The organism is Rhizobium sp. BK418 (genome assembly GCF_004341105.1).
Taxonomy (GTDB): Bacteria; Pseudomonadota; Alphaproteobacteria; order Rhizobiales; family Rhizobiaceae; genus Rhizobium.
On the sequence record NZ_SLZK01000003.1, the window covers coordinates 463,384 to 476,769 of the forward strand.

Sequence of the window (13,386 nt, forward strand, 5' to 3'; positions counted from 1 at the left end):
TCATGAAGCGCGCGTCACGTTCGGTTGCGCGCTGCTCAGTTCCTCGATCAGCTTGGCGGCATTTTGCGGACGGTGGAACAGATAACCCTGGCCATAGTCGAGGCCCATTTGATACAGCGTTCCGCATTCCTCTTCCGTTTCGATCCCTTCGGCGATCACGGTGCAGTTCATCTTGTGCGACAGCGTGGTGATGCCTTCGATCAGCATGCGGCTCTTCTGGCGCACGTCATCGTCAGCATCATTGATGGCGCGGGTGAAGGATTGATCGATCTTGATGATGTCGACCGGGAAGCGATTGAGATAGCTCAGCGACGAGTAGCCGGTCCCGAAATCGTCGAGGGCAATGCGGCAGCCGAAACGGCGCAGTTCCGTCACGACCATGCGGATCTGAGGGTTATCGTGCATCAGCACCGCTTCGGTGATCTCGACGACGATACGATCCGGCAGGATGCCGTGGCGGCCGAGGATGGCTGCGAGGCGGGCAGCGAGCGCCGGCTCAAACTGAAGCGGCGAGAAATTGATCGCGAGATAGGTGTCCTGCATGCCTGGGAGGCGGGAGATCTTTGCCAGATTGGCGATTGCCTTTTCCATGATGACGTTGCCGACACGCACGATCTTGGCGGTCTCTTCGGCGACACTGATGATTTCGGCGGGCGGCATGAGGCCTTTCTGCGGGTGGTTGAGGCGCATCAGCGCTTCGAAGCCGGCAACGTTGCGGCCGTTCAGATTGACGATCGGCTGGAGATAGGCCTCGAACCAATCGTCGGCGAGGCCGGCCTCGATATGAGCTTCGATCTCGGCGCGTCGACGGGCATGATCGAGCATGCCGTTATCGAAGATTTGCGCGCCGTTCTTGCCGTCGCGCTTTTTGGCGTACATGGCCATATCGGACTTCTGCAGCAATTCCGCGGCGGTTGCGGCATGGCGAGGATAGATGGCGATGCCGACGGAGGCGCTGAGATGCATGTCCGGGCCGAACGGCGTCTCGAAGATCGAGGCAATCTGGTCGCACATGGCGCGGGCGCGCTTTTCGGCATTTTTGGCCGGTAGCAGGATAGCAAATTCATCGCCGCCGAGACGAGCGGCTTCATCGGAAGGGGCAAGGAGGGTCTTCAGCCGTTCGACAAGTTCGATGAGGGCCGCGTCACCTGCGGCATGGCCCATGTTGTCGTTGATCCATTTGAAGCGGTCGAGGTCGACGAATAGGCAGGCTAGCTCCTGACCGGCAGCGTCGGCGGACGCGATTTTGTTGTCGAGCACGGCCTCAAAACCCTGGCGATTCAGCAGACCGGTCAGGTGGTCAGTAATCGCTAGACGGTGGTTGCGGTCTTCGGAGGCCTTCAGCTCCGTCACGTCGGTCATGACGGAAAGTGACTGACCTTCCTGTCCCTGGGTCGTCAGCGCCGATTCCATGATGAGGACGTCCATGATGCGGCCGTCCATGCAGACGAACTTGACAGTCACATCTCCGGTGCCGTTCTCACGCTGGCTCTTGCGCTTGATGAACTTCTCACGGGTGGAGGGGGTGACCAGATCGGAGAAGTTCCGGCCGATGACGGCGACGCGGTGATAACCGGTCGCAAGCAGCCAATAGTCGCTGACGGCGGTGATCCGGTCTTCCTCGTCGAGCGAGAAGAGCATGGCGGGCGTCAGGTTGTAGATGTCGGTAGTGCGCCGATGCGCAAGCTTCAGTTCTGTTTCCTCGTTTTCCAGCTTCGTCTGCATTTCGTTGAAGCTCTGGGCAAGGCGGCCCATCTCGTCGTTCGACTGCCAGTCGACATGGTGGCGGGAGCCGAGCTGGCGCGTCGCCTCGATTGCGGCCGTCAGGCGCATCAGAGGCTTGATGACGAAGATGCGATTGCCGATAAGCGCGGTTGCAAAAACAGCCAGCACCGCGAAAATGAAGATCGAGATAAAGACGACCTCTTCCTGCTTCAGGCCGGAAAACAGGCCGAGTGCCGGATAGAAGACGGAGATGCTGCCAAGGTTTTTTGGGCCATCGACGGTGTTGTAGATGATGGCGCGGGAGACCTGAACCAGCTTGCCGTTGAACGACCTCGGGATGGTCGACTGGCTGACGTCGAGTTGGCCGGACTGGTCGCGAACTTCCACCTTGACGATGGCGCCTTGCGAGACGACCGTCGCGCTGATCTGTGTCACGCTATCGGCATCAAGATCCCAAAGCGGCTTGGCGAGCGCCTGGGCATTTGCCACAAGAAGAACGGAAATATGGTCACGTATTTCCTTGTCGGCGCGTTCAGAGGAAAGGAAAAGAAAAAGAACAAATAGGGGGGCTACAAAAACAAGTAGCGCGCCGCAAACAATCGCAAAAAATCTGTTCTCAACGGAATTATTCATGGTTCCGTTTGCTCCATCGGGTCGGAATATTTTGCGGTCACGCAGCAACGCGGGAACTTCGCAACCAGCCGGAGCATGCTTCCATGAATGTGTTAAATGTTGCTGAAATAAGCCTTTTTTGCCAATGAAAAAGCCCGTCTCCAAAAATGAAAACGGGCTTTATGCTTTACAAATTGGTAGAAGCTATCAGGCTTCTGCTTCGCCTTCACCTTCGGCAGCGGCATCGTCGACACCGGCGGCCGGAGCAATGATCGTCGCGATCGTGAAGTCGCGATCAGCGATGACGGGCGTTACGCCCTTCGGCAGCGTGATTTCCGAAATATGGATGCTGTCGCCGATCTTGTGGCCGGAGAGGTCAACGGTGAAGAATTCCGGGATCGCGTTAGCCGGGCAGTGAACTTCGACTTCGTGGCGAACGATGTTCAGGACGCCGCCGACCTTGAGGCCCGGGGACTTTTCTTCGTTGACGAAGTGAACCGGGATTTCAACGGTGACCTGGGTGTTGCCGGATACGCGCAGGAAATCGACGTGCATCGTGAAGTCGCGAACCGGATCGAGCTGATAGTCCTTCGGCAGAACCTGGTACTTCTTGCCATCGACGTCGATGGTCGCAACGGTGGTCATGAAACCACCGGCATGAATACGCTTCGTCACCTCATTGGTGTTGATAGCGATGGAAATCGGGGCCTGCTTGTCACCATAGATGATAGCGGGAATAAAGCCGTTGCGGCGGAGTTCACGGGCGGACCCCTTACCAACCCGTTCGCGCGCCTCGGCCTTGAGCTCGTACGTTTCGTGGCTCATGGCTAGTCCTTTCGAGGTTATTTGGAGAGCCCGCGGCGGGCTTGAAGCCTTGTGCCTCGGACTGGAGGCGGATCGTAGTATCCGTCCTCATCCGCGTTGCCTCCAAGGGTGTCTACGCGGACGCGTGGCCTATAATATAAGTGTCATCCAAACGCAAGCAGCGAAACCCGGCGTCTCGTCACGTAAAGACCAATCGGACAGGCGGAGTTACACGCTTCGTTGGCGTTACACCCAAAATCTTGCGGAGTGCAATCGTTGGTACTCTTCAGGTGGCGTCAAAACTGCTGATAAGCCTTCATTGTTCGCGCGTTAATCACAAAGTCGAACAGAAGGTTCCACTTTAGCAGCCAAAGCCGCTGATTATCGCTTCTTTAACGTCGGCAGATCGATGTCGGACATGAAAAGAATGGGCTTCTCATGTTCGCGATCGTATCCTGCCTGACATATCAACATGACCTGACACTCGTTTTGTTGGCTGCTGCGCTATGCCTAGTGTCCAATCTCGGAACGATCCTGTTCCTGAGAAGCGCCGGCAAGTCGAAAGGCGCGCCGCGCTGGATCTGGCTCTCCGTCGCGGGCGCGGCCGGCGGCTTCGGCATCTGGTCGACGCATTTCGTCGCCATGCTGGCTTATGATCCTGGCATGATCGTCGGCTATGATCGCGATTTGACGCTGATTTCGCTTGGCGCAGCTTTTGCCTCCACCTTTGTCGCCGGCATGGCAGCCGTGTCCCTTTCGGGTTCTCAGGCCAATATTGCCGCCGGCCTAGTTTTCGGTGTCGGCGTTGCAGCCATGCATTTCACCGGCATGGCCGGTCTGCAGGTTCCCGGGACGGTCGTCTGGGACCAGCATCTTGTTGCGTCCGCGCTGATCATATCGGTTGTGATGGCGACATGGGGATTTGCGCTCACAAAGAACTGTAAAGGTTCGAACTGGAACGTTCTCGCCGCTGCCTCTGCGCTGTCGCTTGGCATCGTGTTGATGCATTTCACGGCAATGGGTGCGTTGTCCTTTGTCGAAGGGGGTGGGAGAGCGATAGAACCGCAGGCACTGTCGAAGCCGGTCCTGTTGGTGACCATTCTCGTCGTGTCGATTTCAATGCTCGCCTCGGGTATTTCGGCATCGATCATCGCGTTTCGCGCAGCCAGGCAGACGAGCGCGAGCGAGACCAAGTTTGAGTTGCTCGTGCAGGGTGTGACGGACTACGCAATCTATATGCTCGATCCTACAGGCGTCGTAACGAACTGGAATGCGGGAGCCGAACGGGCGAAAGGTTATAGCGCCGCTGAGATTGTCGGAGAGAATTTCGCCCGGTTTTATTCCGCCGAAGATCAGCAGAAGGCGCTTCCGCAGCAGGCTCTTCAATCCGCTCTCGCCAATGGCAGGTTTGAGGCCGAGGGACTTCGTTTCCGCAAGGACGGATCCTCGTTCTGGGCCCATGTCGTCATCCAGCCCGTCTATGACGACGGCCGCAAACTTGTCGGATACGCGAAGATCATCCGGGATATCACCCAGACAAAGATCGACCGTGATCGCATCGACGAAGTATCGCGAAACCTCGATCTGGCTCTGGAGAATATGAGCCAGGGCATCTCGATGTTCGACAGCAATGAGCGCCTGATCCTCGCAAACGCTCGCTATAGCCAGCTTTTCGGTTTTCCTGAGAATTTCATTCGCCCGGGTCTTACCTATTCCGAGATCGTGCGCAGCGGCTATCAGATCATCCTTGGCGACAACGATAATGCCGATTCAAGGGCAACGGATCACTACCGCCGGCATATGGCCACCATGCGCTCAGGTCAGAAGACCCTGGTGCATCAGACGATGAAAGGCCGGTCCATTCTTGCGACGTTCAACGTTCTGGCGGATGGTGGCTGGGTTACGACATTCGAAGACATTACCGAACGGCTGGCGCGCGAAGAGAAAATCGCATTCATGGCCAAGCACGATGCTTTGACCGGTCTACCGAACCGTCCGACCTTCAATGACTATCTGTCGCATCAGCTGGCAATCGCCAAAAGGCTGTCCAGCAAGGTTGCAGTCATTGGCATCGATCTGGATAGATTTAAGGAAATCAATGACCAGATGGGGCATCTGGCAGGCGATTTCGTGTTGAGCATCTTGGCCGCACGATTGAATGGCATCCTGCGTGACGAGGAGTTCGTCGCTCGGCTGGGGGGAGACGAATTCGCGGCTGTAAAGCGGTTCAACGGCAGGGCTGAGCTTGACGATTTCGTTGCGCGGCTGGAAGCCGTCCTCACGGAGAAGATGGATTTCGAGGGGCATCACATCGTCCCCGGCGCGAGTCTTGGCGTTGCACTTTACCCCGAAGCCGGAGACAAGGCGGAAACGCTTCTCGCGAATGCTGATCTCGCTATGTATCGGGCAAAGCATGAAGTCGGGCACAACGTCTGTTTCTACGAGGAATCCATGGACGAAGCGTCGCGGGACAGGAGAAAACTGGCCCGTGACCTGTGGGCCGCGATCGAACGCGATCAGATGTACCTTCATTATCAGGTTCAGAAGTCGGTTCCGACCGGCAAGACGACCGGTTACGAAGTGCTGCTCAGATGGAACCATCCCGAACGCGGGAACATTCCGCCTGTCGATTTCATTCCGATTGCCGAGGAGTGCGGTGCGATTGTGCCTATCGGCGAATGGGTGCTTCGTGAAGCATGCAGAGAGGCAGTCAGCTGGAAGAACGACATCAAGATCGCCGTCAATATTTCGCCCATCCAGATCGCCCATGCAAACATCGCGGAGCTGGTTCGCTCGGTCCTTGACGAAACTGGTCTGCCGGCATCACGGCTCGAACTGGAGATTACCGAGTCGTCGATCATCGTCGACAAGAACAAGGCGCTGGTCGCTATGCGTGCGCTGAAGCAGCAGGGCGTTGCCATTGCCATAGACGATTTCGGAACGGGCTATTCTTCGCTTGAAACCCTTCGCTCGTTCCCCTTCGACAAGATCAAGCTCGATCGCAGCTTCATGAATGAGGTCGAGACCAGCCAGGAAGCAAAGGCGGTTATTCGCTCCATCCTGGCGCTAGGACGCGGCTTGTCGATCCCCGTGCTTGCCGAAGGCGTCGAAACGCTGAGCCAACTCGAACTGCTGACATCCGAAGGCTGCGACGAGGCTCAAGGCTACTATTTCGGCCGTCCGGCACGAATGGAAAAACAACGGCTTGCGCTCAACACAGCGGCTTGACCGGAGGGCGCGATCAGGATCGGAGGCACGGCAAACTTCGGCAGGGCAGACCGGTCTCATGGGGCCGAATTGCAAAATACATCCGTTCAAGCGTGCTGGGTTGACACCGGAAGCTATCCGATCTTCCTATGGCCGCATCCAAAGCGGCTGAGGAGAGTGCGGATATGCGTCTCAAACTTATAACGACGACGAGCCTTGTTGCCCTATCGCTGTTCGGGGCAGCGCATGGGGCTGAGATCAATCAGGACGGAGCGAACAAGCTTCGCGATAGTCTGGCGAAAGTGTTGCCAGACGATATTGCCAAAAGCGGGTTTGTAACCGTCAACCCGGCGGGCAACCGCTACGAGGTCATTTATGATCTTGCTAAACTGCTTTCGAAAGTGGACCCGACCAAGGTTGTAGTGAACGGACTGGCGCCCTGGTCGGTCTTCGCCACGCCGCTCGACAATGGGTTCTGGAACCTCGAAGGCAACAACAGCTTCAATATTTCCGGCAATTTCAAGGGTCCGGACGATAAGGCCACGGATTTCACCTATTCCATTGCATCGCTTGTCTATAACGGCGTCTTCGATCCAGCGATCGCCTATCTGCGTTCAGGCGATTTCAAGGCCAGCGACATCCGGGTCACCTCGAAGTCCGATACAGACCAGGTCGATGCGAGTTTTGCCGGCATGTATTACAGGCTTGATTCCGCCGACAGTGCCAGCGGTAACGGCCGGCTGGATTTCAAGGGGAACGGGTCGCTTTCGGCGATGTCGGAGACGGTTACCGGCCCGCAGATGCCACCCGTCAACATCAAGGCGGATTCGATAGACTTCAATGCCAGTGTCGTCAGCCTGCCGGCGAAAGAAATCCGCGATATCGTCTTCTTCGTTCTCGACCATCTCAATGAGAAGAATCTGAGCAAGGAAGATGGCGACAAGCTGAAATCGGTCCTCAAGGCATCCTTCCCGCTGTTCTCGTCGGCCAACGAGACAATTACGGCGAATAACCTCACTATCGCCACGGTTACCGGCAGCGGCGGAGCCAAGGCCTTCGGCTATAATTTTTCCATCGACGGTCCAAGTGACGCAGTCCGGTTTGCTTTCGGCATGAATACCAAGGAAGTGACGCTCGACAGCCCGATCGTACCGGCGAGCTACCATGCCTTCCTACCGAAGAGTGTCGATCTGCAGATTGCGGTTCCCGACATGGATTTCGCCGCTTTCAGCGACGAATTCATGAAGATCGATTTCTCGAGCGGCGACAATTCGGAAGAAAGCGGCAAGCAGGCTGCCGAGAAGCTCTTCCATGACGGTGTCTTCGTCGTGGATCTTCCGAAGTTCACCGCTGTCTCCGATGTTTACGATATCGACGTCACCGGGAAGCTGCAGGGCCGCGTCGATGCGCAGAAGGATTATTCACTCCAGGCATCGATTTTGGCCCGCGATCTCGACAAGTCGATTGCTGCCATTCAGGAGCTTGCCAAGAGCGACCCCAACCTCCAGCAAGTGTCCTTCGGCATGATGATGGCCAAGGGTTTTGCCAAGACGGACCCGGATGGTCGCTCGCGCTGGGATATCAGCATGGCAGGCGACGGTTCGGTGGCGATCAATGGTCAGCAGATCAAGGGGCCGGATACCGAGGAACCGGATCAGGATCAAGGGCAGGAGCCGGAACAGGGACTGGAACCGGACCAGGATCAGGACCAGGCGCCGCAGCAGCAGCCCTGAGCGTCTCACGTGCATCGGAAAAAAAAGCCGGCCTTGCGCCGGCTTTTTGGTCCTGTCGCGCGACTCCAGAGGCCCGATAATTCGGAATAGAAGAACCAGAAGTAGTCTGAAATCGAAAGAGCCGGTTAAATGCCGGCTCTTTTAGTCGAAGAGACTGGAGACGGACTCTTCCTGAGCCGTGCGGCTGATGGCTTCGCCGATCAGCGGCGCCGTCGTCACGACGCGGATGTTGTGGGCGGAGAGCACAGCGGTCGTCGGCTGGATCGAATCCGTGATGACGAGTTCGCGCAGCTTTGAGGAGGTGACACGCGTAACCGCGCCGCCGGAGAGTACGCCGTGCGTGATATAGGCGGTGACGCTGGACGCGCCCTTTGCAAGCATCGCATCGGCTGCGTTGCAGAGCGTGCCGCCGGAATCGACGATGTCGTCGATCAGCAGGCAGTCCTTGCCTGTGACATCGCCGATGATGTTCATGACTTCGGATTCACCGGGCCGCTCGCGACGCTTGTCGACGATGGCCAGGAGACAGTCCAGGCGCTTGGCGAGCGCGCGGGCGCGAACCACGCCGCCGACGTCGGGCGAGACGACCATGACGTTGCTGAGGTCATAGTGGCTTTTGATGTCGCGCGTCAGCACAGGCATGGCGAAGAGGTTGTCCGTCGGTATATCGAAGAATCCCTGGATCTGACCGGCGTGGAGATCGAGCGTCATGACGCGGTCGGCGCCGGCTTCGGTGATCAGGTTTGCAACGAGCTTGGCGGAGATCGGTGTGCGGCCGGAGGCGCGGCGGTCCTGGCGGGCATAACCGAAATAGGGAAGGACGGCGGTGATGCGGCGGGCTGACGAACGACGCATGGCGTCAATCATGATCAGCAATTCCATCAGGTGGTCATTGGTCGGGAAGGAGGTGGGCTGCACGAGGAAAACGTCCTCGCCGCGCACATTTTCCTGAATTTCCACGAAGATTTCCTGGTCGGCAAACCTTCGGACACTGGCTTTCCCTAAGGGAACATTGAGATAGTTGCAGATCGCTTCGGCGAGTTGCCGGTTCGAATTGCCTGCGAAAACCTTCATCTTGGTCCGCCTGTTATGCGCTGATAGCCGCGCTTTTTAGCCAGCTTCCCGGTGAATGCAAGGGCTAAGGCGTCACATACTTTTATATTTATAAAAAGCTTGTGACTAACCGCCCTGGCTCTGCCGCCAGGATGTAAATTCCGAGATCGTCTTGGAGGCGATCTGCTGCATCACGGAAGCAGGCACGCCAGCCCAGGGATCCGCCGCTGCCGTCGGCACGCTTTCCTGTCCTTGGATGCGATGCAGCCGAGCGCCGGCATTGTCGAGTACATCCCAGACATAGACTACGGTAACCTTGCCCTCGTCGCTGAAAGCGGAGAGATAGCCCTTCAGAATGTAATCGCTGCTTGTGTCGTTGGAGCTCTTGATGGCGAGGCCGTGCGCGCGGGCTTCCGCGCCCAGCTGGCGTGACAGCGGGGTGACAGCCTGGACCGGCGCACCAATGATCGGCAGGAAGCGTACGGTATTGCCGCGGATCGACGTCGATGAAGAGATAGAGGGATCGAGTGCGGCCGTCTGTGTTGGCTGCTGTTGCGGGGCGGTCGGCTGCCCGGCTGCCGAGGAAGGCGGAGGCAAGGATTGTCCCTCGATCGGTCCCGAGGCGGCTGGCGAAGAGCCGTTGCGGGTGAGCGCATCGGCCTGAGCCTGCATCGTCGTCGGCGGAGCGCCAGTGCCGGGCCGGTAGGCCTGTGCCGAATAGTTCGGCCGGGTCGGACTCGTTTGCTGGCTATAGCTCGGCGTATAACCGTTCCGGCGGGGACTGGCCGGAAAGGTCTGCTGCGGCTCTCCGGCCATGCGTTCCGCCTCGCTTTGCGTCACGGGCGTGGACGAGCGTTGAGCCACCGAGGAGTCGCCGATCTCCATCGGCGGTGTCAGGTTTAGCGCATCGGTCGTGTTGCAGGCAGAAAGCAAGGCGAGACAGATCAGGAGCGTGGGCGCAGTCGCAACTCGCGTCATCCCTCGGTTCGTCCTTCCCACAATTGCATCAGCCCCAGCGAATTTATGCGGGTGGGGGGACCTGTCTGTCAATTCCGGATTCTTGCCGATGATTGCACTGCTTAGACGCCGATGAAATCCAGTGGATGACGCGAAAGCGTACGGGGTGCTTCCCCCGTGGTCAGATAGGTCTGGCCGAGGGTCATTGCCGTACCGGTATCGGAATCGGCAATGATCATATGCACGAAGAGCGACATGTTCGGCTCGATCGGCTGAGGATTGCCGGCATGGAACATCTGATGTTCCATCCAGGAGGGGGAGAAGCGCGCGCCGAGAGAGTAGCCGCAGGCATTGAGGCGATGGCGGGCGAGGCCGCGTTCGTCCATGATTCTGGCATGCATATCGAAGACATCGCCGAAGGTGTGGCCGGGTTTCAGTACGGTCTCGATCGCCTGGATCGTCTCGAGACAAGCATTATAGAGTTCACGCTGACGGTGCGTCGGCTCGCCGAGGACGATCGTACGCATCATCGCGGCATGATAATGCGCATAGGTGCCGGCCCATTCGAGGGTCAGTTGGTCATTCGCGTCGAGCTTGCGGCGGCCGGCCTTGTAGCGGCAGAGCAGGGCATCGGCTCCGGAGCCAATGATAAATTCGTTGGCCGGATAGTCGCCTCCGCCGGCGAAGATGGCGCCCTGCATGGCGGCGAGAATATCGGCTTCGTCGGCGCCGGGCTTGGTCAATCGCATCGCCGCGTCCAGCGCATCATCCGCCAGCACGGCGGCATGCTCGATATAGGCGACCTCGGTCGGGCTCTTGATGAGGCGTAGTCGGCTGACGAGGTAGGAGGCGTCACTGATCTGGCCGAAAGTCGTCAGTTGCGCATCAAGCAGCCGTGCGACCCGGCCCGTCATGCCGTGTGTGTCATATTCGACGCCGATGCGGGCGCCGAGCAGGTCCATCTCGACAAGCAGATTCTTGAGGTCCATTGTCGGATCGGCATTGACGCGATCGACCCAGATATGAATGTCTTCAATAATGGAAGTGTGCCGGGCCTGACGCAAGTCGGCCGAACGGGTGAGGAGGGCCATGGTTCCGTCGGACTTGACGACCAGCGTCTGGAAGAAGCAGTAGCCGAAGCTGTCGTAGCCGGTCAGCCAGTACATGCTCTCTTGCGCGAAAAGCAGCAGGGCATCGAGCTTTTCTTCCTTCATCCTGTCTGTCAGGCGTGCGAGCCGGCTCGCAAATTCAGCTCGTTCGAAATGGAGTGCCATACCGGTTACATCTCCCTGATGCTGATCGCCGAAATCTGCCGGCCGTAGTCCGGTTCTTTTTTATGTGTGGTCCGGCGATAGGAAAAAAAGCGCTCGCTGTCTGGATAGGTGCAAAGGCCGAGGCTTTCGGCGCGCACGCCTGCGTTTTTCAGTCGCTCGACGGTCAGTCCCGGCAGATCAAACATGGCATGGCCAGATGTCCGGGAGGGGATGAAATAACGTTCATAGGCCGGATCGTAGGCAAGAAAGCGCTCGATGAATTCAGGGCCGACTTCATAACTTGCCTGGCTGATCGAGGGGCCGAGGCAGGCGACGATATTATCCTTGCTGGCGCCAAGCGCCTCCATCGCACCGATAGTGTTTTCAAGTACACCGGTCAGGGCGCCTTTCCAACCGGCATGGGCGGCGCCGATCACGCGGTTTTCCGGATCGGCAAAGAGGATCGGACCGCAATCGGCGGCCAGCACACCCAATACGATGCCAGGCGTTGTCGTAACCATCGCGTCCGCCTGAGGCCTGGAACCGTCGTAATCGGGCCCGACGGTGACGACGTCGGGGGAGTGGACCTGATGGACTGTCGCCAGCCGGTCGACCGGCAGGTCGAACCAGGCGGCGACGCGCCTGCGGTTTTCCTGTACATTTTCACGCTCGTCATTTGAGCCGAGGCCGACATTGAGGCCGCGATAGATGCCTTCGGATACTCCGCCAGCGCGGGTGAAATAGCCGTGGCGGATCACGCCGCCGGCCACTTCGTTCAGCAGCGCGCTTTCGATCGGTGCTGGAGAGGCCGAATCTGTCATGCGATATTCCGGGTCTTTTTGGAGGGGATCGACGTCATCGTCGCCGAATCTCGTCCGGCGAAGCATGCCATTTTGCGGCGGATGTTGGCGAGCGTCGGGCCGCCTGTCAATCCACCGGACGGAACGGCATCAGGTCGATCGCCGGATAAGAGACGGCGAGCACCTTGAAGAGTTCGCCCATGCGACCTTCTCCCGCGCCGGCCAACCGATCGACGGCGCTCTGGATGATCTGCTGCGTATGCGGTTCCCGGTCGCGGCCAAGAGCGGCTGCGCGTTCCAGAATGCCAAGGCCGGTCAGGAAATCACCTTGATGGAGCGCGCCGTTGATGTGGATCTCGGCAGAAGCCGCCGTTTCCGCAAGCTGCTGGAAATCGACATGGCTCGTCAGGTCCGCTTCGCCGGGATGGGCGAGCGGCGGATCGAATTCGTGCATGCGCACGGCTTGCAGCGTGTCGCCAAAACCGGTGACGAGGTGTCCGTAGTCGATTACGAGCGCGGTGCCGCTGAAGGCCCGCAGCCTTTCGCAGATGGCACTCATGACTGCCTGGCGCGCGGGCGAGATCTCGAACAGTGTGCCGACAGGGACGTTCTGCGCGGGCTCAGGCAGTAGCGCCGGATCTATGCCGGCGACACCAGCCGCAAACATCAGTTCGCCATCGGCATCGAGGCCGACCATGCGCTCGCGAAAGCCGGTCGGAGTGCGTATGAACTGTCGGATCGGGATCGCGTCGAAGAGCTCGTTGGCGACGATCAGCGTGAAGCCGGGCGGTACCTCGTCGAAGCCGGAATGCCAGCTGACCTTGCCGTCATACGGCTCGAGCGTCTGGCCCTGGATATCGCGCAGGCGTTCACTCGTTTCGACCAGATGGATCGTCATATTGTCGAAGAGCGGCGGGGCGATGCGCGCAATCACCCGCAACATATCCGACATCATCGTGCCGCGGCCGGGGCCGATTTCGACGAGGCGAACGCCAGCGGCCATGTCGTGACGCTGCCATGCGTGGACCACGAAGACGCCAATCATTTCGCCGAAGAGCTGGCTGACCTCGGGCGCGGTCACGAAATCGCCCGAACGGCCGAAGGGCTCGCGGGTGCGGTAATAGCCGTATTCGGGATCAGCAAGGCACAGCGAGAAATAGTCGGTGACACTGATCGGTCCGTTTGCCTGGATGATCGTCTTGATCTTTTCGCCTAATGCGGTGGTCATGGCGGCAGTCCCGG

General features: G+C 58.6%; 9 protein-coding genes. 2 read left to right on the forward strand and 7 right to left on the reverse strand.

Annotated elements, in window-relative coordinates:
* Positions 1-2,358 carry an EAL domain-containing protein gene (locus tag EV281_RS13750; RefSeq protein ID WP_132653650.1) on the reverse strand — a complete coding sequence of 786 codons (2,358 nt, stop codon included), beginning with the start codon at positions 2,356-2,358 and terminating at the stop codon, positions 1-3.
* Positions 2,359-2,544: 186 nt separating this feature from the next.
* The gene (locus EV281_RS13755; protein WP_132653651.1) at positions 2,545-3,162 is read right to left on the reverse strand and encodes a 50S ribosomal protein L25/general stress protein Ctc; all 618 of its coding nucleotides are present in this window, start codon (positions 3,160-3,162) and stop codon (positions 2,545-2,547) included.
* Between the two features lie 417 nt (positions 3,163-3,579).
* On the opposite strand from EV281_RS13755, the gene EV281_RS13760 reads away from it, so the two are divergent.
* Both EV281_RS13760 and EV281_RS13765 read left to right on the forward strand, forming a co-directional pair.
* A complete protein-coding gene (locus EV281_RS13760; protein ID WP_132653652.1) occupies positions 3,580-6,369 on the forward strand; it encodes an EAL domain-containing protein in 2,790 nt (929 codons plus the stop codon).
* Positions 6,370-6,533: 164 nt separating this feature from the next.
* Entirely contained in the window at positions 6,534-8,081 is a 1,548-nt protein-coding gene (locus tag EV281_RS13765) for a hypothetical protein (RefSeq protein ID WP_132653653.1), read from the forward strand.
* Between the two features lie 141 nt (positions 8,082-8,222).
* On the opposite strand, the gene EV281_RS13770 is transcribed toward EV281_RS13765, so the two are convergent.
* From EV281_RS13770 to EV281_RS13790, 5 genes are all read right to left on the reverse strand, one after another.
* Positions 8,223-9,155: a ribose-phosphate pyrophosphokinase gene (locus EV281_RS13770; protein WP_132653654.1), complete on the reverse strand. Its 933-nt coding sequence runs from the start codon at positions 9,153-9,155 to the stop codon at positions 8,223-8,225.
* Positions 9,156-9,260: 105 nt separating this feature from the next.
* Positions 9,261-10,112 carry a hypothetical protein gene (locus EV281_RS13775; RefSeq protein ID WP_132653655.1) on the reverse strand — a complete coding sequence of 284 codons (852 nt, stop codon included), beginning with the start codon at positions 10,110-10,112 and terminating at the stop codon, positions 9,261-9,263.
* Between the two features lie 101 nt (positions 10,113-10,213).
* Positions 10,214-11,365 carry a Xaa-Pro peptidase family protein gene (locus tag EV281_RS13780; RefSeq protein WP_132653656.1) on the reverse strand — a complete coding sequence of 384 codons (1,152 nt, stop codon included), beginning with the start codon at positions 11,363-11,365 and terminating at the stop codon, positions 10,214-10,216.
* 5 nt (positions 11,366-11,370) lie between these two features.
* The gene (gene pgeF, locus EV281_RS13785) at positions 11,371-12,165 is read right to left on the reverse strand and encodes a peptidoglycan editing factor PgeF (RefSeq protein WP_132653657.1); all 795 of its coding nucleotides are present in this window, start codon (positions 12,163-12,165) and stop codon (positions 11,371-11,373) included.
* Positions 12,166-12,271: 106 nt separating this feature from the next.
* Complete coding sequence (locus tag EV281_RS13790; RefSeq protein WP_132653658.1) at positions 12,272-13,372, reverse strand: class I SAM-dependent methyltransferase; 1,101 nt, start codon at positions 13,370-13,372, stop codon at positions 12,272-12,274.
* Between the last annotated feature and the right edge of the window lie 14 nt (positions 13,373-13,386).

Excerpts from the sequence above, each read along its gene's own strand:
- EV281_RS13750 (WP_132653650.1), bottom strand. The coding sequence starts at position 2,358 with ATGAATAATTCCGTTGAGAACAGATTTTTTGCGATTGTTTGCGGCGCG.
- EV281_RS13755 (WP_132653651.1), bottom strand. The coding sequence starts at position 3,162 with ATGAGCCACGAAACGTACGAGCTCAAGGCCGAGGCGCGCGAACGGGTT.
- EV281_RS13760 (WP_132653652.1), top strand. The coding sequence starts at position 3,580 with ATGTTCGCGATCGTATCCTGCCTGACATATCAACATGACCTGACACTC.
- EV281_RS13765 (WP_132653653.1), top strand. The coding sequence starts at position 6,534 with ATGCGTCTCAAACTTATAACGACGACGAGCCTTGTTGCCCTATCGCTG.
- EV281_RS13770 (WP_132653654.1), bottom strand. The coding sequence starts at position 9,155 with ATGAAGGTTTTCGCAGGCAATTCGAACCGGCAACTCGCCGAAGCGATC.
- EV281_RS13775 (WP_132653655.1), bottom strand. The coding sequence starts at position 10,112 with ATGACGCGAGTTGCGACTGCGCCCACGCTCCTGATCTGTCTCGCCTTG.
- EV281_RS13780 (WP_132653656.1), bottom strand. The coding sequence starts at position 11,365 with ATGGCACTCCATTTCGAACGAGCTGAATTTGCGAGCCGGCTCGCACGC.
- pgeF (WP_132653657.1), bottom strand. The coding sequence starts at position 12,165 with ATGACAGATTCGGCCTCTCCAGCACCGATCGAAAGCGCGCTGCTGAAC.
- EV281_RS13790 (WP_132653658.1), bottom strand. The coding sequence starts at position 13,372 with ATGACCACCGCATTAGGCGAAAAGATCAAGACGATCATCCAGGCAAAC.